General features: G+C 69.0%; 21 protein-coding genes. 15 read left to right on the top strand and 6 right to left on the bottom strand.

Going from position 1 to position 21686, the window contains the following annotated elements:
• Window positions 1–29: 29 nt before the first annotated feature.
• The 3 genes from lgt to trpD are packed head-to-tail and all read left to right on the top strand — an operon-like array spanning window position 30 to window position 2495.
• Window positions 30–854 carry a prolipoprotein diacylglyceryl transferase gene (lgt, locus tag AC1RM6_RS17030; protein ID WP_493103294.1) on the top strand — a complete coding sequence of 275 codons (825 nt, stop codon included), beginning with the start codon at window positions 30–32 and terminating at the stop codon, window positions 852–854.
• A gap of 58 nt (window positions 855–912) precedes the next feature.
• A complete protein-coding gene (locus AC1RM6_RS17025) occupies window positions 913–1506 on the top strand; it encodes an anthranilate synthase component II (RefSeq protein ID WP_493103292.1) in 594 nt (197 codons plus the stop codon).
• The gene (gene trpD / locus AC1RM6_RS17020; RefSeq protein WP_493103569.1) at window positions 1503–2495 is read left to right on the top strand and encodes an anthranilate phosphoribosyltransferase; all 993 of its coding nucleotides are present in this window, start codon (window positions 1503–1505) and stop codon (window positions 2493–2495) included. The genes AC1RM6_RS17025 and trpD overlap by 4 nt, the downstream gene beginning before the upstream one ends.
• Window positions 2496–2511: 16 nt before the next feature.
• On the opposite strand, the gene AC1RM6_RS17015 is transcribed toward trpD, so the two are convergent.
• Together AC1RM6_RS17015 and AC1RM6_RS17010 are read right to left on the bottom strand one after the other, a co-directional pair.
• On the bottom strand, window positions 2512–2775 hold the full coding sequence (locus AC1RM6_RS17015) for a hypothetical protein (RefSeq protein WP_493103290.1): 264 nt from the start codon (window positions 2773–2775) through the stop codon (window positions 2512–2514).
• A gap of 131 nt (window positions 2776–2906) precedes the next feature.
• Window positions 2907–3167, bottom strand: a complete 261-nt coding sequence (locus tag AC1RM6_RS17010) for a hypothetical protein (protein ID WP_493103288.1) — start codon at window positions 3165–3167, stop codon at window positions 2907–2909.
• 114 nt (window positions 3168–3281) lie between these two features.
• Here AC1RM6_RS17010 and AC1RM6_RS17005 point away from each other — a divergent pair, with 114 nt between their 5' ends.
• The 5 genes from AC1RM6_RS17005 to lexA are packed head-to-tail and all read left to right on the top strand — an operon-like array spanning window position 3282 to window position 7205.
• Window positions 3282–3995 (top strand): 2OG-Fe(II) oxygenase, encoded by a 714-nt coding sequence (locus tag AC1RM6_RS17005; protein ID WP_493103287.1) that lies wholly within the window; start codon window positions 3282–3284, stop codon window positions 3993–3995.
• 19 nt (window positions 3996–4014) lie between these two features.
• Entirely contained in the window at window positions 4015–4806 is a 792-nt protein-coding gene (gene trpC / locus AC1RM6_RS17000; protein ID WP_493103285.1) for an indole-3-glycerol phosphate synthase TrpC, read from the top strand.
• 6 nt (window positions 4807–4812) lie between these two features.
• Window positions 4813–5289 carry a cyclic pyranopterin monophosphate synthase MoaC gene (moaC, locus tag AC1RM6_RS16995; RefSeq protein WP_493103283.1) on the top strand — a complete coding sequence of 159 codons (477 nt, stop codon included), beginning with the start codon at window positions 4813–4815 and terminating at the stop codon, window positions 5287–5289.
• Window positions 5286–6473: a molybdopterin molybdotransferase MoeA gene (locus tag AC1RM6_RS16990; protein WP_493103281.1), complete on the top strand. Its 1188-nt coding sequence runs from the start codon at window positions 5286–5288 to the stop codon at window positions 6471–6473. Before moaC ends, AC1RM6_RS16990 begins: the two co-directional genes overlap by 4 nt.
• Window positions 6474–6530: 57 nt before the next feature.
• Window positions 6531–7205 (top strand): transcriptional repressor LexA, encoded by a 675-nt coding sequence (gene lexA / locus AC1RM6_RS16985; RefSeq protein ID WP_493103280.1) that lies wholly within the window; start codon window positions 6531–6533, stop codon window positions 7203–7205.
• Here lexA and AC1RM6_RS16980 read toward each other — a convergent pair.
• Window positions 7199–9445 carry a ComEC/Rec2 family competence protein gene (locus AC1RM6_RS16980; protein WP_493103278.1) on the bottom strand — a complete coding sequence of 749 codons (2247 nt, stop codon included), beginning with the start codon at window positions 9443–9445 and terminating at the stop codon, window positions 7199–7201. The two genes, lexA and AC1RM6_RS16980, sit on opposite strands and share 7 nt — an antisense overlap.
• On the opposite strand from AC1RM6_RS16980, the gene gltX reads away from it, so the two are divergent.
• Both gltX and AC1RM6_RS16970 read left to right on the top strand, forming a co-directional pair.
• Window positions 9414–10898 carry a glutamate--tRNA ligase gene (gene gltX, locus AC1RM6_RS16975; RefSeq protein ID WP_493103276.1) on the top strand — a complete coding sequence of 495 codons (1485 nt, stop codon included), beginning with the start codon at window positions 9414–9416 and terminating at the stop codon, window positions 10896–10898. The two genes, AC1RM6_RS16980 and gltX, sit on opposite strands and share 32 nt — an antisense overlap.
• A gap of 41 nt (window positions 10899–10939) precedes the next feature.
• On the top strand, window positions 10940–12223 hold the full coding sequence (locus AC1RM6_RS16970) for a citrate synthase (protein ID WP_493103274.1): 1284 nt from the start codon (window positions 10940–10942) through the stop codon (window positions 12221–12223).
• Between the two features lie 158 nt (window positions 12224–12381).
• On the opposite strand, the gene AC1RM6_RS16965 is transcribed toward AC1RM6_RS16970, so the two are convergent.
• The 3 genes from AC1RM6_RS16965 to AC1RM6_RS16955 are packed head-to-tail and all read right to left on the bottom strand — an operon-like array spanning window position 12382 to window position 16115.
• Window positions 12382–13719 (bottom strand): sensor histidine kinase, encoded by a 1338-nt coding sequence (locus tag AC1RM6_RS16965; RefSeq protein ID WP_493103272.1) that lies wholly within the window; start codon window positions 13717–13719, stop codon window positions 12382–12384.
• On the bottom strand, window positions 13716–14834 hold the full coding sequence (locus tag AC1RM6_RS16960; protein ID WP_493103270.1) for a DUF2336 domain-containing protein: 1119 nt from the start codon (window positions 14832–14834) through the stop codon (window positions 13716–13718). Before AC1RM6_RS16960 ends, AC1RM6_RS16965 begins: the two co-directional genes overlap by 4 nt.
• A gap of 48 nt (window positions 14835–14882) precedes the next feature.
• A complete protein-coding gene (locus tag AC1RM6_RS16955) occupies window positions 14883–16115 on the bottom strand; it encodes a hypothetical protein (RefSeq protein ID WP_493103268.1) in 1233 nt (410 codons plus the stop codon).
• Window positions 16116–16286: 171 nt separating this feature from the next.
• Between AC1RM6_RS16955 and AC1RM6_RS16950 the strand changes: the two genes are divergently transcribed.
• From AC1RM6_RS16950 to AC1RM6_RS16930, 5 genes are all read left to right on the top strand, one after another.
• A complete protein-coding gene (locus AC1RM6_RS16950) occupies window positions 16287–18710 on the top strand; it encodes a coiled-coil domain-containing protein (RefSeq protein ID WP_493103266.1) in 2424 nt (807 codons plus the stop codon).
• Window positions 18711–18917: 207 nt separating this feature from the next.
• The gene (locus tag AC1RM6_RS16945) at window positions 18918–19547 is read left to right on the top strand and encodes a nicotinate-nucleotide adenylyltransferase (RefSeq protein WP_493103567.1); all 630 of its coding nucleotides are present in this window, start codon (window positions 18918–18920) and stop codon (window positions 19545–19547) included.
• Window positions 19548–19555: 8 nt separating this feature from the next.
• Window positions 19556–19948: a ribosome silencing factor gene (gene rsfS, locus AC1RM6_RS16940; protein WP_493103264.1), complete on the top strand. Its 393-nt coding sequence runs from the start codon at window positions 19556–19558 to the stop codon at window positions 19946–19948.
• Between the two features lie 25 nt (window positions 19949–19973).
• Window positions 19974–20396, top strand: coding sequence for a 23S rRNA (pseudouridine(1915)-N(3))-methyltransferase RlmH (locus AC1RM6_RS16935; RefSeq protein ID WP_493103262.1), 423 nt, complete (start codon window positions 19974–19976; stop codon window positions 20394–20396).
• Window positions 20397–20616: 220 nt separating this feature from the next.
• Window positions 20617–21642, top strand: a complete 1026-nt coding sequence (locus AC1RM6_RS16930; RefSeq protein ID WP_493103260.1) for a murein hydrolase activator EnvC family protein — start codon at window positions 20617–20619, stop codon at window positions 21640–21642.
• The last annotated feature ends 44 nt before the right edge of the window (window positions 21643–21686 follow it).

Genomic DNA, 21686 nt, shown 5'->3' with positions numbered 1-21686 from the left:
GCTCCACATCTGCCTTCGAGGTCCCGCCGATGTCTTCCGCTCCGCTGAACTGGCAGGATCTGCATCTGTCCCCGATCGCGATCGATCTCGGCTTCGCGGTGATCCGCTGGTACGCGCTCAGCTATATCGCGATGATCGGCCTCGGCTGGGCCTATCTTCGCCGGCTCGTCGCCCAGCCGGGTGCGCCGATGACCGCCGATCAGGTCGACGATCTCGTCTCCTATGCGGCGTTCGGCATCATCCTCGGCGGGCGGCTCGGCTATTCGATCTTCTATCAGCCGTCGATGTGGCTCCATCCGGTCGACGTCCTCAAGGTCTGGCAGGGCGGCATGTCCTTCCATGGCGGACTGATCGGCCTGCTGACCGCCTTGCTGGTCTTCGCGCGACGCAACGGGCTCAGCATGGTGCGGATCTGCGACTATGTCGGCTGCGCGACCCCGTTCGGGCTGGCGCTGGTCCGGCTCGCCAATTTCGCCAATGGCGAATTGTGGGGCAAGCCGACCACCGTCCCCTGGGGGATGGTCTTTCCACAAGCCGGCGACGGCATCCCCCGCCATCCGAGCCAGCTCTACGAGGCGGTGCTCGAGGGCGTGGTGATGATGATCGTCCTCGGCCTGCTGTTCTGGCGCAGCGACGCGCGGTGGAAGCCGGGCCGCCTGCTCGGCGCCGGCCTCGTCACCTATGCGCTGGCCCGCTGCCTGTCCGAGCTGTTCCGCCAGCCCGATGCCGGGCTCGAGCACCTGCCCTGGGGCCTGTCGATGGGCCAGACGTTGAGCGTGCCGATGCTCGTCGCCGGCCTGTGCCTGCTCGTCCATTCGGCGCGGTCCGATCGGGCGGCCGCTTTGCCGGCCTGAGCTTCCGGCCTAAAAAGCCGCCTTTCCCTGCGCCCCGGCTGCGGTTACAGCGGCGCGCATGATCCTGGTCATCGACAATTATGACAGCTTCACCTGGAACCTGGTCCATTATCTGATGGAGCTGGGCGCCGAGGTCGAAGTCGTGCGCAACGATGCGATCGGGGTCGGCCAGGCGCTGTCGTCCGGCGCCGAAGCCTTCCTGATCTCGCCCGGGCCCTGCACCCCGAACGAGGCCGGCATCTCGCTCGAACTCGTCGCCGCCGCCGCCGAGCACAAGCGGCCGCTGCTCGGCGTGTGCCTCGGCCATCAGTCGATCGGCCAGCATTTCGGCGGCCAGGTTATCCGTGCGCCCGAGCTGATGCACGGCAAGACCAGCCCGATCCACCATGACGGCACCGGCCTGTTCGAGGGACTGCCCTCGCCGTTCACCGCGACCCGCTATCATTCGCTGATCGTGCCCGAGGAGGGGTTGCCCGACGATCTGCTGATCAACGCGCGCACCCCCGACGGCCAGGTGATGGGCTTCCGCCACCGTACGCTGCCGATCCACGGCGTCCAGTTCCACCCCGAAAGCATCGCCACCGAACATGGCCATGCGATGCTCGCCAATTTCATGCGCGCCGCGGGGATCAGGGTGACGGAGCGCGCCTGACCTTGGCTTCGCTTCCCGATCCGATCATCCCGCTGAGCCAGCAGCAGGCCGAAGAGACCTTCGCCGAGATCCTCGACGGCCGCCATGGCGACGAGGCGGTAGCCGGCTTCCTGACCACGATGGCCGAGCGCGACGAAACGTCGAGCGAGATCGCCGGCGCGGCGCGGGCGATGCGCGCGCGGATGATCCCGATCGCCGCGCCCGAGGGCGCGATCGACGTGTGCGGGACCGGCGGCGACGGCGCCCACAGCCTCAACGTGTCGACCGCGGTCGCGATCGTGGTCGCGGCCACCGGTGTGCCGGTCGCCAAGCATGGCAACCGCGCAGCCTCGTCGTCGGCCGGCGCTGCCGATACGCTCGAGGCGCTCGGGCTCGATCTCGACCGCGCTTCCGATCGCGCCGAGGCGTCGCTCGCCGCGATCGGGCTGTGCTTCCTGTTCGCGCAGAAGCATCATCCCGCGCTCAAGCCGCTCGGCGCCATCCGCAAGCGCATCGGCCGCCGGACGATCTTCAACCTGCTCGGCCCGATCGCCAACCCGGCCGGCGTCACCCGCCAGCTCATCGGGGTCGCCCGGCCCGATTTCATCCCCGTCTATTCGGGCGCGCTCGAAAAGATCGGTGTTACCTCGGCGATGATGGTCGCCGGCGACGAACCGCTCGACGAACTGTCGATCGCGGGTGCGAGCAGCATCTTCCGGCTCGGCGAATGCGGCTTCGGCCCCGAACGGTTCGAACCCGGCATGGCCGGCCTCTCGCGCCATCCGCTCGACGCGATCCGCGGCGGCGATGCGGCCTATAACGCGGCCGCGCTGTCCAGGCTGCTCGACGGCGAGGCCAGCGGCTATCGCGACGCGGTGCTGCTCAACGCCGCCGCCGCGCTGATCGTCGCGGGCAAGGCGACCGACTGGAGCGAAGCCGCGGCGATCGCCCGCGAGGCGATCGACAGCGCCGCCGCCAAGGCGCTGCTCGCCCGCTGGATCGCCTTCTGATCGAAGCCTTCCCGATTCAGGGCTTCTCGTCGAGATAGGGCAGCAGCAGATTGGCCTCGCCGTCGAACAGGTTCATCCGTTCGCGCGGCAGGCTCTGGTCGAATTCGACCGGCACCGGAATCTTGCGGTCGAGCATGATCACGCTGCGCTTGCGCTGGGTGTCGTTCAATCCCCGAAAATGGAGCAGCAGATCGCTCAACGCACCACGCTTCTGCGCATGCGCGCTGCGCAGCACCCCGGTCACCTCCTGCGGCAGCCGATAGCTGGGATCGATCCGCATTGTTCCTCCCCTGTCCCGCACGCCGATCGATCTTGTGCCGATCGGCGGATCGTTCAAACAGGACGGATCGTGCCGGCGAAACGATTCAGGAAAACCCCTTATACCTCAAGCTGAATCGGCAAGCGGCGCGGTCAATCGCAGGCCGAATAGTCGCCGGCGCGGCAGGCCGCGACCTGGCGGCGCCATTGTTCGAGCTGGCGCTGGTAGCGCCGCATCGCCTCGCCATTCGACGAACGGACATCGGCATTGCCGCGATCGCGCCGCGCCACGGCCGCCGCCGCGCGGCGGTTGAGTTCGATCGTGCGCAGGCGATCGGCGCGGTGCTCGGCATCCTCCTCGGCCTGCGCCGTCGCGGGAAGGATCAGGAGCAGGGCGGCAAGGAGCAAGCGCATGCCGGCCTGACTGACGCGCGGTTGCTGTCGCGAGGCTGAACCGGCGCCACGCTTCGTCGATTCCAGCGCAAGAGACGGGAAGCGCAGGACAGGCCCGCCGCCTAGTCGCCCCCCATGACCGACATCCTCGCATCCCGCCTCGCCGCGATCGACTGGCAGCATGCCGCCCACGCGCTCGACGATCGCGGCTGGACGGTCGTGCCGGGCCTGCTGGCTCCGGCCGAAACCGACGCGATCGCCGGCCTGTATGACGACGAATATGGCTTTCGCAGCCGGGTGGTCATGGCCCGGCACGGCTTCGGCCAGGGCGAATATCGCTATTTCGCCTATCCGCTGCCGCCGCTGGTCGCCGAACTGCGCGACCGTCTTTATCCCCCGCTCGCGGCCATCGCCAATCGCTGGCACGACCGGATGGGGCTGCCGGTTCGCTTTCCCGACGACCACGCCGCCTTTCTCGACCGCTGCCACGCCGCGGGGCAGCGGCGCCCGACCCCGCTGCTGCTGCGCTACCGCCCCGGCGACCATAATTGCCTCCATCAGGATCTCTATGGCGAGCATGTCTTCCCGCTCCAGGCGGCGATCCTGCTGTCGCGGCCGGGGGAGGATTTCACCGGCGGCGAGTTCGTGCTCACCGAACAGCGGCCACGGATGCAGTCGCGGGTCGAGGTCGTGCCGCTCGATCGCGGCGACGCGGTGATCTTCGCGGTCAATATCCGTCCACGTCGCGGCGGGCGCGGCGACTATCGGGTCGCGATGCGCCATGGCGTCAGCACGCTGCGGTCGGGCCGGCGGCACATGATGGGCATCATCTTCCACGACGCCATATGACAGGCTATGGACCGCCGCGATGGCCAACAAGCTCACAGAAATCTGCGATGCCAAGCGCATCCATGTCGCGCAGCGCAAGACCGCGGTGTCGTTCGCCGATCTGACCGCGCAGGCCGCCGCCCAGTCGGCCCCGCGCGGCTTTCGCGCCGCGCTCGATCGCAAGGCGGCCTCGGGCTACGGCCTGATCGCCGAGATCAAGAAGGCGTCTCCTTCGAAAGGGCTGATCCGCGCCGACTTCGATCCGCCCGCGCATGCCCGCGCCTATGAGGAGGCCGGCGCCGCCTGCCTGTCGGTGTTGACCGACATGCCCTATTTCCAGGGTCATGACGATTATCTGGTCGCCGCGCGTGCCGCCTGTACGCTGCCGTGCCTGCGCAAGGATTTCATGATCGACCCCTGGCAGGTGACCGAGGCGCGCGCGCTCGGTGCCGATGCGATCCTGATCATCGTCGCGGCGCTCGACGATGGCGAAATGGCCGAGATCGAGGCCGCGGCGATCGAACATGGCATGGACGCGCTGGTCGAGGTCCATGACGAGGCCGAGTTCGACCGCGCGCTCGCGCTCAAGTCGCGGCTGATCGGGGTCAACAACCGCGATCTGCGCGACTTCTCGGTCGACTTCGCGCGCACCTACGATCTCGTCGGCAAGGCGCCCGCCGGCTGCACCTTCGTCGCCGAGAGCGGCCTCGGATCGAAGGCCGATCTCGACGCGATGGCGGCGCATGGCGTGCGCTGCTTCCTGGTCGGCGAGACGCTGATGCGCGCCGACGATGTCGCCGCCGCCACCCGCAAGCTGCTCGTCGGCGTCTGAGTCATCATGGCTGACGGTAAGCTCACCCATATCGACGACGAGGGCGCCGCCCGCATGGTCGACGTCTCGGCCAAGGCCGAGACCAAGCGCGAGGCGGTCGCCGAAGGCCGGATCCTGATCGCCGAGACCGCGCTCGCCGCGATCCGCGCCGGATCGGTCAAGAAGGGCGATGTTCTCGCGGTCGCGCGGATCGCCGGGATCATGGCGGCGAAGAAGACCGCCGACCTGATCCCCTTGTGCCACCCGCTGCCGATCGCCGGGGTCACCGTGGACCTGGCGATCGAGGCCGACGGCATCCGCGCCACCGCGACCGTCGCCACCACCTATACGACCGGGATCGAGATGGAGGCGCTGACCGCGGTCTCGGTCGCGCTGCTCACCATCTACGACATGGCCAAGGCGCTCGATCGCGGCATGCGGATCGAGGGCGTCCGTCTGCTTGCCAAGACCGGCGGCCGCTCGGGCGACTGGAAGGCCGGATGAGCCTGCTGCCGGTCGCCGACGCGCAGGCCCGGATGCTCGCGCTGGCATCGGCCCTGCCGGTCGAGACCGTGGCCGTCGTCGACGCGATCGGCCGCTACGCCACCGCCGATATCCGCGCCCGCCGCACCCAGCCCGCCACCGACCTGTCGGCGATGGACGGCTATGCGATCCGCTTCGCCGACCTGCCCGGCCCCTGGACCATGGCCGGCGAAAGCGCCGCAGGGTCCGCACCCGGCGCGGCGATCGGTACCGGCGAGGCCTTCCGCATCTTCACCGGCGCCCCGCTCCCCGTCGGCGCCGACACGATCCTGATCCAGGAGGATGCCGCACGCGAGGGCGAGCGGCTGGCCGTCTCGGGCGATGCGCCGCCCGCCGCCGGGACGTTCGTGCGGACCGCGGGCAGCGATTTCGCCGCAGGCGATGTGCTTGTTTCCGCCGGGACCGCGATACGCCCGGCGACGATCGGCCTCGCCGTCGCCGGCGGCCATGGCACGCTCGACGTCTGCCGACGCCCGCGCGTCGCGATCCTCTCGACCGGCAGCGAACTGGTGCCGCCCGGCGCGCCGACCAGCGGTGCGATGCTGCCCGCCTCGAACGGGCCGATGCTCCAGGCGATGCTGTCGGGCCTTCCGGTCGAGGTCCGCGACCATGGCATCGTCCGCGACGATCTCGACGCGATCGCCGCCGCCTTCACCGCGCTCGCGGCCGACGCCGACATCATCGTCACCAGCGGCGGCGCCTCGGTCGGCGATCATGACCTCGTGCGGCCCGCGCTCGAACGGGCCGGCGCCGCGATCGACTTCTGGCGGATCGCGATGCGGCCGGGCAAGCCGCTGATGGTCGGCACCCTCGGCAAGGCGGTCGTGCTCGGGCTTCCCGGCAATCCGGTATCGAGTTTCGTCACCGCGACCCTGTTCCTCCGGCCGCTGGTCGCGCACATGCTCGGCGCGGCATCGCCATTGCCTGTAACCACCCCTGCGCGGCTCGCGGTCGACCTGCCGCCGGTCGGCGAACGCGCCGATTATCTGCGCGCGCGCCATCATGGCGGCATCGTCACTCCGGTCCACAGCCAGGACAGCGGGGCGCTGTTCGCGCTCGCCTTGGCCGACGCGCTGATCGTCCGCCCCGCCCGCGCCGCCGCGGCGCGCAGCGGCGACATAGTCGAGATCGTTACGCTTGGTTGACAGCTTCGTGGAAGTTGCCTAGATGTTCCATATTCGTTCCTCCACGGGGTGCCTGCGATGCTCACACGCAAGCAGCATGAATTGCTCTGCTTCATCAATAACCGGCTCGTCGAGACCGGGGTTTCGCCCTCGTTCGAGGAGATGAAGGAGGCTCTCGACCTCAAATCGAAGTCGGGCGTCCACCGCCTGATCAGCGCGCTCGAGGAACGCAATTTCATCCGCCGGCTGCCCAACCGCGCCCGTGCGCTCGAAGTGGTGCGGATGCCCGAGATCGCCGCCCCCGCCACCAAGGCTACGCCGCCCGCGCCGACCCGCAAATCGGCGCCGCCGGTGTTGCAGGCCGCGAACGAGAATGTTCTCGAAATCCCGCTGCACGGCCGGATCGCCGCCGGCATGCCGATCGAAGCGATGGAGGGGCACAGCACATTGTCGGTCCCCGCCGCGTTGCTCGGCTCGGGCGAACATTATGCGCTCGAGGTGTCGGGCGATTCGATGGTCGAAGCCGGCATCCTCGACGGCGATTATGCGCTGATCCGCCGCACCGAGACCGCGCGTGACGGCGACATCGTCGTCGCGCTGATCGCCGACAGCGAAGCGACCCTCAAATATTTCCGCCGCGAGGGATCGATGATCCGCCTCGACCCGGCCAACCGCGCCTATGACCCGCAGCGCTACGCCCCCGAAATGGTCCAGGTCCAGGGCAAGCTCGCCGGACTGCTGCGCCGCTACTGAGGCTTACCGTGCGGCTGCGGCCGCAGGGGAACATTGGCGAGCGGCAGATGCCGCGCCTTCGGTCGTGGCCGCTCCCGCTCGGGGCGCCTGAAGGTCGTCCAGGGATGATCCCCGACATGCTCGGCGACGGTTTCGATCGCGGCTGACGGCAGCCGGATCGCCAGCCCGCCGGTGGTCCGCAACAACGGCAGATCGGCCTTCAGCCAGCGCGGGTTGCAGCTGCGCGGCAAACGGCGGTCGCTGATCGCGATATCCGCCTGCCGGCAGGCGAGGTTCATTTTTCCGATGTCGATCATATAGGGGCTACGGGTCGCGAGGATGCGCCAGCGGCGGCCATCGATCCCGATCTCGCTCATGCACAGGTCGCGGTTGCACTGCGCGCCCGACAGCGCGTCGATCGGCGGGGCTTCGCCTTCGACCCCCGACGCCTCGCCGAGCGCGTCGCGCACATAGTCGCCGGCGCGCTCGCGCAGCAACACGATCCCGCCGTCGCCAGTCCGGATCGCGACATGACGGCCGTCGCCGGTGACGAGCAGGTCGGGCGCCGGCGTCAGCCAGCTCCACACCGCCCCGGCCGCGAGCGGGATCATGCCCAGGCGCCGCACCCTGGTCCGCCACAGCACGATCCACAGCCCGCCCGCCACCATCAGCGCGAACGCACCCCACGGCATCGACGGCAGCGATGCGACCGAGCCCGGCGCGCTGGCGACCGCATGGGCGATCCACAGCAGGAACGACAGTGTCTTGCCGGTCAGCCACCAGACCGGCGCCCCGAGCCCGACCGCATCGAGCAGCAACGCGAACGCCTCGAGCGGCATCACCACGAAGGTGGTCAGCGGGATCGCGACGATGTTCGCCGCTGCCCCATAGAGCCCCTGTTTGTGGAAGTGGAACAGCGCGATCGGGCTCAGGGCGAGTTCGGTGACGAGCCCGGTCGCGAGCAGCAGCAGCACCGCCCGCCCCATCCGCCACAGCCAGGCCTCCTCGCGCCGTGCGCCGAAGGCGACGACGCGGGGATGTTCGTGGAAGGCGACCAGCGAAGCGATCGCCGCGAAGCTCAGCTGGAAGCTCGGCCCGGCCAGAGCCTCGGGCCAGCACAGCAGCACGATCAGCGCACCGGCGGCAACGAGGCGCAGCGTCATCGCCTCGCGCCCGAGCGCGATCCCGCCGAGCACCAGCAGCGCGGCCACGCACGAGCGGATCGTCGGCACCTCTGCGCCCGCCAGCAAAGTATAAGCGACGCCGGCGAGCGCGCCGATCGCCGCCGAGATCAGCACCAGCGGTGCGTGGAGCGCCAGCCGCGGCGACAGCGCGAGCAGCCGCAGGGCGACGAACATCATCCCGCCGACCACCGCCGAGACGTGCAGTCCCGACACCGACAGGAGATGTGCCAGCCCGGCCCGGCGCAATGCCTCGTTGTCGGCTTCGGGAATTCCGCCCTGATCGCCGGTCACGAACGAGGTGGCGATGCCGGCTTCGCCCTCGCCGGCGATCGAATCGCGAATATGGGCCGAAATCCGCACCCGCAGGTTCCACAGCCACGACCAGAAGCCCGCTTCCGCTGCCGGATGCAGCACCGGTTTCCCGATCGCCTTGCCGGTCGCGCCGAGCCCCTGGAACCAGGCTGCTCGCGCGAAGTCATAGCCGCCGGGCACCATCGGCGGCGCCGGCGGCAACAACCGTGCGCGCAGGTCGATCCGCGATCCGACCGGCACCTCGGCGGGCAGTTCCTTGGCATCGACATTGACCCGCACCCGCGGCGGCAGGCCCGAACCGGGGTCGGGCGCGAGCCGCAGGCGGACGAGATCGCGCGCCGGCAGCGGATCGACCGCCTCGATCCGCGCCGCGAAGCTGACGACCGTCGGCCGGTCGATCCGCGGCGCCGCCACCCAGTTCGCCTTGGTCCAGATGATCGCGAGCCCGACCAGCATCGCCAGCGCGAGCACCAGGATTCCGCGCGGGGCGCGGGTACCGCGCCCGATCAACAGCGCCCCCAGCGCGATACCGGCGAAGACCGCCGCCGCGCCGCTCCAGGCGAACCGGTCGGGTAGCACGAACCAGGCCGCGATCCCCGCGCCCAGCCCGACCGGCAGCCATAAGGCGATCTGATCGCGCTCGATCTCGAGCCACGTCTCGATCGCGCGCCCGAACCGGGCCGGCGTCGCGCCGGCACGCGCGAGCGCACCGGTTTGAAGCCGCCGAACGGCTATGCTAGGGGCGGCGTCGATTTCGCTGGCCATCGCGCCGATACTGGAGAATCCGCGCGTGGACGCAAGCCTGCAAGACCGTCCTGTCGTTACCCGTTTCGCACCGTCGCCGACGGGCTTCCTGCACATCGGCGGCGCGCGCACCGCGCTGTTCAACTGGCTGTTCGCCCGGCATCATGGCGGACGCTTCCTGCTGCGGATCGAGGACACCGACCGCGCGCGCTCGACCGACGCCGCGATCGACGCGATCCTCGACGGTATGCGCTGGCTCGGGCTCGATTGGGACGGCGAGGAAGTCTACCAGTTCGCCCGCGCCGAACGCCATGCCGAGGTCGCCAACGCGATGCTCGCCAGCGGCCATGCCTATCGCTGCTACGCGACCCCCGAGGAACTCGCCGAGATGCGCGAGCAGCAGAAGGCCGCCAAGCTGCCGATGCGCTATGACGGGCGCTGGCGCGATCGCCAGCCGGGCCCCGAGCAGGAAGGCAAGCCGTTCGTCGTGCGCCTGCGCGCCGAACAGACCGGCGCCACCACGATCGACGACCAGGTCCAGGGGCCGGTCACCGTCCAGAATGCCGAACTCGACGACATGATCCTGCTGCGGTCGGACGGGACCCCCACCTATATGCTCGCGGTCGTCGTCGACGATCACGACATGGGGGTCACCCATGTCATCCGCGGCGACGATCATCTCAACAACGCCTTCCGTCAGCTCGGCATCGTCCGGGCGATGAACTGGCCCGAGCCGATCTATGCGCATATCCCGCTGATCCACGGCGCCGACGGCGCCAAGCTGTCGAAGCGTCACGGTGCGCTCGGCGTCGATGCCTATCGCGACGAGCTCGGCATGCTCCCCGACGCGGTGGTCAACTATCTGCTGCGGCTGGGCTGGGGGCACGGCGATGCCGAGATCATCAGCCGCAAACAGGCGGTCGAATGGTTCGATCTGGCCGGCGTCGGCCGGTCGGCGTCGCGCTTCGATTTCAAGAAGCTCGAAAATCTCAACGGCCATTATATCCGCGAGTCCGACGACGCGGCGCTGGCCGCGCTGATCGCCCCCGGAGTCGCGGCCGAAGCCGGCCGCGAGCTGACCGCCGACGAGCATGACCGACTGCTCCGCAGCATCCCCTTCATCAAGGTAAGATCCAAGGATCTGAAGGAGTTGACGGACAGTGCGGGCTTTCTGTTTCGCACCCGCCCGCTCCCCATGGACGAGAAGGCAGAAGGGCTGCTAGACGGACCCGGCAAGGCGCTTCTGGCCCAGGCTAGGGATGCCATTGCCGCCACCTCCGAATGGTCTGCCCCGGCGCTCGAGGCAGCGGTTCGCCAGGTGGCGGAAGACGCGGGAATAGGCCTTGGCAAGGTCGCGCAGCCGTTACGCGCTGCGCTGACCGGCCGCACGACCTCTCCCGGAATATTCGACGTCCTGGCCCTCCTCGGCCGCGAGGAGAGTCTGGGGCGGATGAGTGACCAGATATCGTCCTGACGGGGTGTCCTGCCCCGCCCGGCTTGCCAGGAGAATGAAGCATGGGGGATAACGCCAAAGTCGAGATCGGCGGAAACGCGTTCGACTATCCCGTCAAGTCGGGCTCGATCGGCCCGGACGTCATCGACATCCGCAAGCTCTACGCCGACACCGGCGCGTTCACGTTCGACCCCGGTTTCACGTCGACGGCCAGCTGCGAATCCGCGATCACCTATATCGACGGCGATGAGGGCATCCTCCTCCACCGTGGTTATCCGATCGACCAGCTCGCCGAGCAGTCGAACTTCATGGAAGTGTCGTACCTGCTGCTCAACGGCGAACTGCCGAGCCCGACCGAACTGAGCAAGTTCACCGGCACGATCACCCGCCACACGATGCTGCACGAACAGCTCGCGACCTTCTATCGCGGCTTCCGCCGCGACGCGCACCCGATGGCGATCATGTGCGGCGTCGTCGGCGCGCTGTCGGCCTTCTATCACGACTCGACCGACATCAACGATCCGAACCAGCGGCTGATCGCCAGCCACCGCCTGATCGCCAAGATCCCGACGATCGCGGCGATGGCCTATAAATATTCGGTCGGCCAGCCCTTCCTCTATCCGCGTAACGACCTGAGCTACACCGGCAACTTCCTGCGGATGACCTTCGGCGTCCCCGCCGAGGAATATGAGGTCGATCCGGTGATCGAGTCGGCGATGGACAAGATCTTCATCCTCCACGCCGATCATGAGCAGAACGCCTCGACCTCGACCGTCCGCCTCGCCGGATCGTCGGGCGCGAACCCGTTCGCCTGCATCGCCGCCGGCATCGCCTGCCTGTGGGGCCCGGCGCATGGCGGCGCCAACGAGGCCGCGCTCAACATGCTGCGCGAGATCGGCACCCCGTCGCGCATTCCCGAATATATCGCCCGCGCGAAGAACAAGGACGATCCGTTCCGGCTGATGGGCTTCGGCCACCGCGTCTACAAGAATTTCGACCCGCGCGCGAAGGTGCTGTCGAAGGCGGCGACCGAAGTGCTCGACAAGCTCGGCATCAGCGATCCGGTGCTCGACACCGCCCGTGAGCTCGAGCAGATCGCGCTCAAGGATCCCTATTTCATCGACAAGAAGCTTTACCCGAACGTCGATTTCTATTCGGGCGTGATCCTGTCGGCGATCGGTTTCCCGACCTCGATGTTCACCGCGCTGTTCGCGCTCGCCCGCACCGTGGGCTGGGTCGCGCAGTGGAACGAGATGATCTCCGATCCGCAGCAGAAGATCGGCCGTCCGCGCCAGCTCTACACCGGCGCGACCCAGCGCGATTATGTGCCGGTCGACAAGCGCTAGAGCATTTTCAAGTCAGGTGGAATCACCTGACGGCTCGGAAAATGCGGAAAACAAAGACAATTTAGAGCATGTCCTGATCAATCTGATCAGGACATGCTCTAAGGCGCTCGTCATCGTCATCGAAGAGGGGCGGGGCCGCGAGGCTCCGCCCCCTTTTTTTATCCCTGTGCGGGCAGCGTGAGCACGAAGCGCGCGCCCTGCCCCGGCGCACTGTCGACCCCGACATCGCCACCCATCGCCCGGGCAAGCCGCCTGGCGATGTAGAGCCCCAGCCCGGTGCCGCTGTCGTCGCGCAGCCCGAGCCGTTCGAACCGGTCGAAAATGCGCTCATGATCGACCGCCGCGATCCCCTCGCCGGTGTCGGCGACGATGACGACCGCGAGGTCCCCCTCCTGTTCGCAGCGGACCCAGATGGTGCCGCCTTCGGGCGCGTGGCGGACCGCATTGCCGACCAGGTTGATCAGGATCTGCAGGGTGCGGCGATAATCCGCGGCCGCCATTACCGACTGGCGGTCTTCGGGCGCGAGAATCCTGAGGTCGCGGTTGGTAGCCCGCACCGTGAGCAGGCCCGCCGCGCGCCGCGCGGCCTCCGCCAGATCGATCGCCTCGACCAGCGGATGAAAATCGGCGCTCTCGATCGCCTGGAGATCGACCAGATCGTCGACCAGGGCGAGCAGATGTCGCCCGGCCCCGGCGATGCCCTCGGCATAATCGGCATAGTCGCGACGCAGCGGCCCGTCGTCGCGCAGGCAGAGACTGTCGGCCTGTGCGATGATCCGATCGAGCGGATTGCGCAGCGCCTGGCTCAGCCGTTCGCCGAAGGCATTGTCGGAATCGCCCGGCGCACCGGCGACGAGCCCGCTCGCCAACGGTGGCGTGGTCCGCCGCGCGATCAGCACATGATAGCCGACGAAATGGCCCAGCCCGTCGCGCAGCGGCACCCCCTCGAGCCGAACCGGCACCCCGCGCAGCATAGCTCCCGTATCTTCGAACCGCGATCCGGTGCGCGCGGCCTGCGCGGCGATGCTGCTGGTGCGATCGGAGCCCGACAGCGCGACGAGATCGTGGAGCTTCTGCCCGACGACATCGGCCCCCAGCCCCGACGCATGCAATATCTGCAGGCTCGCATCGGTCTCGCAGATCCAGTCAGCCGCGGTTCGCGCGAAATCCCGATTGCGGTCGGGGCCGGGACCGCCGGCCGCATCCTGTTCGACCCAGCCGGTGATCGCGATATCGGCACCCGACGGTATCGGCGTGACCCGCACCCACAGCGCGAGATCGCGGTCGCCGCTGGCGGCGACGATGTTGCGCGAGACGACGATCTGTAGGCGCAGCGCGAGCCGCCCCAGCGAGGCGAGGCGCGGGATCGCGAGCGGGCCGCCGACCTTGCCCCCGGCCCGCTCCTGCATCCGCACGAGCTGCGCGTCGGCCTCGACCAGCCGGCCGTCATGGTCGATGCGGCCATGGACCGCGCCTATCGCGCCATGGACCGTCATGACCGTGCGAATTCCGCGCCGTTGAGCCTCGTGATCATCTGCCGATATTCGGGATCGAGCCGCCAGATGTGAAGCGCGTCCTGCGCCTCGTCTTCGCCGATCCGGTCGAAAATGTCGGCGCGATCGCCGAGCGCATCCTCGGACAGGCCTTCTGCCGATCCGAGCCGCCACAATATCGTGATTGCGGGATCACGCCCGCAGCCGATCGCACGCAGCGACGCCGCCAGCATCAGCGCCGATGGATCGGTGATCATCGTCCAGACGGTCGCGGCCTCAAGCCCGGCGCGGGCGGCGAGCATCGCGGCGAACAGCGCCAGCCAACCCTCCTCGATCGCCGCAAGCAGCATCGCGTCGGTGAGCAGCGCGCGTTCGAGCATCACCATCGCCAGCCGGCCGGCGCTGGTCTCCAGCGATGGAACCGGCTCGACTTCGGCGAGGATCTCGCCGACCACCGCCGACAGATGGAGATCGGCCTCGACCGGCGGCATGTCGTGGCGACCGACCATATGATGGCGCAAAGCCGCGGCCACCCGCCAGGTGAAGCGGGTGCGCAGCGGTTCGGGCAGATCGCACCGGGCAAGATGGGGATCGCCGAACTGATCGTAGCGGCGGCTTTCTGCGATCAGCAGCGCCATCGCGGCGCGGGCGACCGGCACGTCGTCGAGATCGAGCAGATGCTGGGCAACGCCGGCCGGATGATGCGGGGCGTCGCGGCCGAGCGCGAGCGCGAGCCGGTGCTCGTCGACCCGGCGCAACAGGGCCGCGATCAGATCGGGGTCGCGCAGCGCCGCGCTGCGTTCGAGCAGCGGGAGCGCGATGCCGACATGCGCCGCTCCCAGGCTGGCCGACAATTCGGGCCGTACCCGTTCGCGGACGAGCCGGTGGACGAGGCGGACGCGGACATCATCCTCGATCGCGGAGATCAGCGCGCGCAGCAACTGCGCCATCTGCGCGCGGTGCCGGTCCGAAAGCCGGCCTTCGGGCGCCATGAAGAAATCGGTCAATGCGTTGTCGACGCGTCGCTCGGCCCCCGACAAGGCCCGGACGGAATCGCCGAGCCAGCCCGAAAATTCGGACTCGCTCTGCTCGAAACCGGACGCGCGCTGCCGTGCCATCGCCCCTCATTAGACCTTCGTCGTTAAAGCGTCCTAAACTGGACTATTCTAAAGCTCAGCAACATGGGCAGGGGACGACCGCCGCGACGCCGCGGCGAACCGCCAGCCGAAGCTGGCCAGCGAATATAGCGCCAGTATCGCGCTCATCCATGCCCATCCGCACAATATCGCGACCGGCGGAACCAGCCAGATCGCGGCGTCGCCGCTCGCCAGCCAGAGCGGCCGTTCGTCGAGGTTCGCCAGCGCCTCGATCGGCCGCAGCTGCTCGAGCAGGGTAAGCCCCGCCGGCAGCATCGCCGCGACCAGATACCAGCCCCAGCCGCCCTGCTTCGCCAGGAAGGCCGCCAGCAGCCCCAGGCAGAACAGCGCCGCGACATGGCGTGCGGCAATGAACCATCGGGCATAAGGAAGATCGGGTTCCCAGATGCCGACGACGCGCTGGGCCAGCGCGAACGCGGCGGTGGCCAGCGGCAGCATCAGCGCGACCACCCAGAAATAGCCGATCGACGCCGGCAGCACCGCAAGCCAGGCGACCACCACCGACGCCGCGGCGATCGGCAAAGGCTGGACCTTGCGGGCCACCAGCGGGCCGATCAGCGGGGCCGTGATCAGGCGGTGCAGATAGTGCGAGACCCAGGTCTTTCCGGGCAGCGGGCGGCGCAGCAACGCCTGCTCCATCGGCGCCAGCGCGCTGCGATCGAGCGCCAGCACCGGCTGACGCCCGGGGCTGCCGTCCGATCCCGGCGCCAGCGCGTCGATCCGGATCGCATCGGCCTGCACCGCACGCCGCAGCAGCGTCGAAATGAAGTCCCAGTCGCCCAGCATCGCGGCGGTGGCGGCCAGTTCGGCATTGTCGATCAGCGCGAAGCCCGCCCAGCGGGCCTCGGCATCGATCCGCTCGAACATCGCCTGTTCCTTGCTGTCGGGCAGCACGAGCAGCGCGGGGGCCCGGGCCTTTGCGAGCCTGACCACCGCCTCGTCGCCGGCGACGCAGCCATCGGCGATCATCAACACGGTGTCGTCGGACCGGAATCGCTCGACCGCCTCGGCGATCGACCGCACGATCTCGACGCCGAACCCCTCGCGGCGTAGCCGCTCGGCAGCCTGCGCCAGTTCGGCCGGCACCCGCTCGACGAGCAGCACGATATGCGAGGCGCCGGCGGCCGCCGCGAGCCGGGCCTGGAGTTCGACGAGCGTCCGCCCCGCGAGCGGCATGGTCGCCCGCAGTCCTCCCCGTGATTCGGCCTGTTCCTGCGCGGCGATCAGCGCTGCGAGCGGCAAGTATATTTTCCTCTGATCAGCAAGCGACCGGGCATAAGCGAGGCCCCGGGATTCTGCAAAGCCCGTCGGCGCATCCCCGCCTCATTTCACCACACGAATCGCCATCGCGACTCTATCCGTCGCGGCCGAAAAGGGTTAGATTCGCCGTCAATGGGCAAGGCTCCGTCCCCGTTGGATGCATGGCGCGCGGCCGATGCCGCCGAAGCCGAAGCCGTTCGCGCCGCTGCTGCGGCACAACATGATGATCAAATCACCGATAAGGACGAAGAACTCGTTCTCGACCAGCCGATCGCGGAGGCGGCGCGGCCGTCGTTCGACGACGATGTGGTCGCCGGTATTCCCCCCCGCCCATGGGGCGACTTCGCGGCGGGCGCGGCGGTCGGGCTGCTGGCCGCCGGCTGGGTGGCGCTGATCGTCCTGCGCACGCCCGCGACCACCTCCGCCGTCGACCTGATCGCACTCGCCAGCGGGCCGCTTGCGCTGCTCGGCATCGTCTATATCCTCGCCCGGCGAACCGGCACCCGCGATGCGAAACGGTTCGCCACGACCGCCATGTCGATGCGCGCCGAGAGCGAAAGGCTGGAGGCCGCTGTGGCACGGATCACCGCGACGCTCGACGGACGGCGCGAGGCCTTGTCGGCGCACACCGATTCGCTGCTCGCCGAAGGCACCCGTGCCGCCGAGCGCCTCCAGCAGATCAGCATGGACATGCGCGACGAAACCGATCTGCTCGCGCGCCATTCGGACCAGTTGAGCCAAGCCGCCGCCGCCGCGCGCAACGATGTCAGCGCGCTGCTGGTCGACCTGCCCCGCGCGCAGGAGATCAGCGGCGAGACCGCCCGCTTCATGGTCGAGATCGGCGGGTCGAGCCGCACCCATGCCGACGCGCTGGCCGACGCGCTGTCGACGATCATCGCGCGCAGCCACGAGGCCGACGAGCTGATCAACGCCGCCGCCGGCCGGCTCGCGACCCAGATCGGCCGGATCGAAACCCGCAGCGAGCGCGCCGCCCGCGCGGTCGAGGAAGCCGGCGGCGCGCTGGCGCGGTCGGTCGACGGCGCGCTCGAGCAGATCGGCGGCGCGATCGAGCAGACCCGCATCGGCGTCGACGCGCAGCGCGAGGCGATGGGCGCGATGATCGATCATGCTCGCAGCACGATCGACGAAGCCGGATCCGCCGCCGCGCAGGCGATCGCCGGCCGGATGACGGCGCTGGGCCTCCAGGCCGACGATTTCGCGGCGAAGATCGCCGCTCAGGACCAGGCCAGCCACCGGCTGATCGAGGGACTCGACCATGCGCTCGGCCTGATCGAGCAGCGTTTCGAGAGCCTCGGCGCGACCAGCGCCGAGCAGACCGCCGATCTCGCCGAAATGATCGTATCGCTCAGCGAACATGTCGAAAATGTCGGCAAGGCCCTGGCCAACAGCCTTGGCGGCGCGCGCACGCTCACCGACCGCGCCCATGCCCTGCGCATCGCCTTCGACACCGTGTTGCAGAATGTCGAACGCGACCTGCCGGCAACGATGCAGCGGATGGAGAACGAGGCGCAGCGCGGCGACATCTCGCTGCGGGCCATCACCGCCCAGGCCGAACAGCTGGCGGCCACCGTCGAACGCGCCACCGACCGGCTCGATTCGGCCGACCTGCTGATCGACCGGCAGCGCCAGGCGATCGCCGGTCTCGGCGACCAGGCGACGCGGCGTATGGCCAATATCGCCGCCGAAGGCGACGCACTGCTCGACCGGCAGCGCGAACTGTCCGACAGTTTTGCCGAGGAAGCCGCCGCCCGGCTCGAGGCACTGCGCGACCACAGCACCGAACTGGGCCGCCTGATCGCGCAGAGCGAAGCCAATATGCGCTCGCTGGCCGAACTGTCGGGCGAGCGGCTGGTCGATGCGCTGCTCAGAGTCCGCGAAACCGCCGCCGAAGCGGCGCGCGGCGCACGCGAGGCGCTCGAATCGATCATCCCCGATGCCAGCGACAGGCTCGCCCGGAGCGGCGCCGAGGCGATCGAGCGCGCGTTCGGCGACCAGATCACCGAGCGTATCCACCTGATTTCCGACACCGCCGAGGCCGCGGTCGCCGCCGCCAACCATGCCAGCGAAAAATTGCTCAAGCAGATGCTGAGCATCGCCGAAGCCAGCGCGACGATGGAGAAACGGGTCGCCGAGGTCGAGGCCGACCGCATCGAACAGCGGGCCGAGCAGCCGGTCCAGGACGACGGCGAATTCGCCCGTACCGCGTCGCTGCTGGTCGAGGCGCTCAATTCCTCGGCGATCGACGTCACCAAGATCCTGTCGGCCGACGTCACCGACAGCGCCTGGGGCGCCTATCTGCGTGGCGACAAGGGCATCTTCACCCGGCAGGCGGTACGCCTGCTCGAAGCCGGCGAAGCCCAGCATATCGCGGCCTATTATGATCGCGAGCCCGCCTTCCGGAACGACGTGAACAAATATATCCGCGATTTCGAGACCATGCTCCGCCGCATTCTCGCCAGCCGCGACGGCGGACCGCTGGGCGTGACGATGCTGTCGTCGGACATGGGCAAGCTCTATGTCGCCCTGGCGCAGGCGATCGACCGGCTGAAACTGTAATTCGATCATGTCGGGCTGCAAATGGCGCCGCCCTTCGCTTCCGGTGCTCGCGTCCATGAAGGACGCTGCGCGCCGGGTCTCGGACAGCAGCATTTTCGCCGCGACCTGATTCGAATTGCGGTCGGGCGCAAACCAGGAAGCAATCGCCGCGCCGAGAAAGTGCCCTCCCGCATTGAAACGACGTCCGAGCCCCGGTACGGAGCGGCGATGATTTCGACCGGCCTGCTCGGCGGCAGCTTCAATCCCGCGCATATCAGTCATCGGCGCATCAGCCTGTTCGCGCTGAAGGCGCTCGGCCTCGACGAGGTCTGGTGGCTGGTGTCGCCGGGCAATCCGTTGAAGCCCGCCGAGGGTATGGCGCCGATGGACGCGCGCCTCGCGTCGGCGCGCCGAATGGCGCGCCGCGCGCCGATCCGCGCCACCACGATCGAGAGCCGGCTCGGCACCCGCTACACCGCCGACACGCTGCGCGCGCTGGTCCGCCGCCATCCCGAGCGGCGGTTCGTGTGGATCATGGGCGCCGACAATCTGGTGCAGTTTCACCGCTGGCAGGACTGGCGGGAAATCGGCCGACTGGTCACCATTGCCGTCGTCGCCCGTCCGGGTTATGATAGCGCCGCCCGCACGTCGCAGGCGATGGCTTGGTTACGGCGCTTCGTCCGACCCGTTGCCAAGGCGAAAGACTGGACGAGATGGAGTCCCCCGGCGCTCGTGCTGTTGCGCTTCGATCCCGATAGTGGTTCCGCAACGCGGCTCCGGGCCAAGGCCCCCCGCTGGTATCAGACATATAACCAAAAGGCCCTGCGCGACCCCGTGACGCGCCGGCTGGTTCGTTAGGAGGTAAATTGACCGCCCAAAGCAGCATCAAGCCGAGCGCTTCAGATGCCGACCCTTCAGCCGCTCTCCACGAGCTCGTGCTGAAATCCCTCGACGACGATCAGGCCGTCGAAACCGTCACCATCCCGCTCGCCGGAAAGTCGTCGATCGCCGATCATATGGTGATCGCGTCGGGCCGCTCGACCCGCCAGGTCGCGTCGATGGCGACCAAGCTCGCCGACCGGATCAAGTCCGAAACCGGCCGCGCCGCGCGGATCGAAGGTCTGCCGACCGCCGACTGGGTGCTGATCGATGCCGGCGACGTCATCGTCCATCTGTTCCGGCCCGAAGTGCGCAGCTTCTACAATCTCGAGCGGATGTGGAATTTCGGCGACGCGCCCGCGCCCGTCGCGGAAGTCTGACGCCTCCCTTTCGCGGCGTCGCGAAATGCTGTTGCACATCGTCGCCCGGGGCAAGATCGGCCGCAGCCCCGAGGCCGAGCTCGTCGACCGCTATCTGAAACGGATCAGTTGGCCGACCCGCGTCACCGAGTTGCCCGATCAGGGCGGCAAATTGCCGCCGCGCGATCCGGCCATGGTGCTGATCATGCTCGACGAAAAAGGCGAACAGCTCGGCTCGATGGCATTCGCCGAGCGGCTCGGACGCTGGCGTGACGATGCCCGGCGCGAGGCCCGTTTCCTGATCGGCGCCGCCGACGGCTTCGACGCGAGCCAGCGGGCCGAGGCCGACATGCTGTTCGCCTTCGGCAAGGCGACCTGGCCGCATATGATGGCGCGTGCGATGCTGGCCGAGCAACTGTGGCGTGCGACGAGCATCCTCGCCGGCCATCCCTATCATCGTGAAGGCTGACGGTTCGCCCGCCGCGCGCCGCTGGCGAGGCGCGCTCCCGCTCGCGATCGCCATCGGCACAGCCATGATCCTGCCGGCGAGGGCAGCCGCGCCAGGTCCGCCCGCCGTCGCATCGCCGCTTCCTTCCGTCGCCGGCCAGCAACGCGCCCTGCAATCGGCACGGCAGGTCCAGCGCCGCGCCGAACGCCGTGCGGCCCAGCTCGAGGCGCAAGCCAGGGCGATGACCGAGGCCGCCGCGCGCTCGCAGGCCGAACAGGCTGCCGCCGCCGCCGCGATCCAGGCCGCCGAGGCGCGAATCGCGGCCGCCGAGGCGCAGGTACGCCTGATCGACCGGCTGCGCGCGGCGCAGCGGGCGCGGCTCGCCGAACGCCAGGGCCCGATCATCCGCCTGACCGCCGCCCTGCAGACGATGGCGCGCCGACCGACGGCGCTCGCGCTCGTCCAGCCGGGATCGGTCACCGAGATGATCCATGTCCGCGCCCTGCTCGGCGCGACCCTGCCGGTGATCCGCCAACGCACCGCCGGATTGCGCGCCGAGGTCGCCCGCGGCGACGCCTTGCGGCGCCAGGCCGACCAGGCGGTCGCCGAACTTCGCCATGGCCGCGAACAGCTCGACGTCCAGCGCGCGGCGCTCGCGCGGCTCGAGGCCGACCAGCGCCGCCGGTCGCAGGATCTGGTCGACGATGCCATGGTCGAACAGGATCGCGTGATCGCGATGGCGGAAAAGGCGAAGGACATCACCCAGCTGATCGCCGAACTCGGCGACCAGTCCGATATCACTGCCCGGCTGATCGCACTGCCCGGCCCGCTATTGCGTCCGAGCGCCCCCAATCTCGCGGTCGCGCCGCCGCTGGCGGCGGGTCCGATGGTCGCCGATGCGCTTCCGCCCTATCGCATCCCCGTGCTCGGCCGACTGGTGGCGGGCATGGGCGAGGTGTCCGAGTCCGGGGTCCGTGCCAAGGGGATCACCCTCGCCACCGCCCGCGCCGCCCAGGTGGTTTCGCCGGCGATCGGCCGGGTCGCCTTTGCCGGTCCGTTTCGCGGCTATGCCGGAATCGTCATCATCGACCATGGCGACGGATGGGCAACGCTGATCACCGGATTGCGCGGCCTGACGGTGCGGCCGGGGCGCGAGGTCGTGCAGGGCAGCCCGGTCGGGATCGCCGACGGCGCCGACCCGCGCGTCACCGTCGAGCTGCGGCACAGCGGCGAGCCGGTCGACATATTGTCGATCGCCGCCCGGTGAAGCCCCGACCCGACCGCGCGTCGATTGTTTGGTTTCTGCAAGGA

The sequence above is a fragment of the Rhizorhabdus sp. GW822-FHT03C02 genome (assembly GCF_058801765.1).
Note: the sequence above shows the minus strand (reverse complement) of the source record. Positions and strands in the feature narration are given on the sequence as shown.

What these genes read in the sequence shown, in the direction of transcription:
- lexA (WP_493103280.1), top strand. Translation starts at nt 6,531, where the DNA reads ATGCTCACACGCAAGCAGCATGAATTGCTCTGCTTCATCAATAACCGG.
- AC1RM6_RS16945 (WP_493103567.1), top strand. Translation starts at nt 18,918, where the DNA reads ATGATTTCGACCGGCCTGCTCGGCGGCAGCTTCAATCCCGCGCATATC.
- AC1RM6_RS16965 (WP_493103272.1), bottom strand. Translation starts at nt 13,719, where the DNA reads ATGACGGTCCATGGCGCGATAGGCGCGGTCCATGGCCGCATCGACCAT.
- AC1RM6_RS16990 (WP_493103281.1), top strand. Translation starts at nt 5,286, where the DNA reads ATGAGCCTGCTGCCGGTCGCCGACGCGCAGGCCCGGATGCTCGCGCTG.
- trpC (WP_493103285.1), top strand. Translation starts at nt 4,015, where the DNA reads ATGGCCAACAAGCTCACAGAAATCTGCGATGCCAAGCGCATCCATGTC.
- AC1RM6_RS16930 (WP_493103260.1), top strand. Translation starts at nt 20,617, where the DNA reads ATGACCGAGGCCGCCGCGCGCTCGCAGGCCGAACAGGCTGCCGCCGCC.
- AC1RM6_RS17015 (WP_493103290.1), bottom strand. Translation starts at nt 2,775, where the DNA reads ATGCGGATCGATCCCAGCTATCGGCTGCCGCAGGAGGTGACCGGGGTG.
- lgt (WP_493103294.1), top strand. Translation starts at nt 30, where the DNA reads ATGTCTTCCGCTCCGCTGAACTGGCAGGATCTGCATCTGTCCCCGATC.
- AC1RM6_RS17010 (WP_493103288.1), bottom strand. Translation starts at nt 3,167, where the DNA reads ATGCGCTTGCTCCTTGCCGCCCTGCTCCTGATCCTTCCCGCGACGGCG.
- moaC (WP_493103283.1), top strand. Translation starts at nt 4,813, where the DNA reads ATGGCTGACGGTAAGCTCACCCATATCGACGACGAGGGCGCCGCCCGC.
- AC1RM6_RS16935 (WP_493103262.1), top strand. Translation starts at nt 19,974, where the DNA reads ATGCTGTTGCACATCGTCGCCCGGGGCAAGATCGGCCGCAGCCCCGAG.
- AC1RM6_RS16970 (WP_493103274.1), top strand. Translation starts at nt 10,940, where the DNA reads ATGGGGGATAACGCCAAAGTCGAGATCGGCGGAAACGCGTTCGACTAT.
- AC1RM6_RS16980 (WP_493103278.1), bottom strand. Translation starts at nt 9,445, where the DNA reads ATGGCCAGCGAAATCGACGCCGCCCCTAGCATAGCCGTTCGGCGGCTT.
- gltX (WP_493103276.1), top strand. Translation starts at nt 9,414, where the DNA reads ATGCTAGGGGCGGCGTCGATTTCGCTGGCCATCGCGCCGATACTGGAG.
- AC1RM6_RS16960 (WP_493103270.1), bottom strand. Translation starts at nt 14,834, where the DNA reads ATGGCACGGCAGCGCGCGTCCGGTTTCGAGCAGAGCGAGTCCGAATTT.
- AC1RM6_RS17005 (WP_493103287.1), top strand. Translation starts at nt 3,282, where the DNA reads ATGACCGACATCCTCGCATCCCGCCTCGCCGCGATCGACTGGCAGCAT.
- AC1RM6_RS17025 (WP_493103292.1), top strand. Translation starts at nt 913, where the DNA reads ATGATCCTGGTCATCGACAATTATGACAGCTTCACCTGGAACCTGGTC.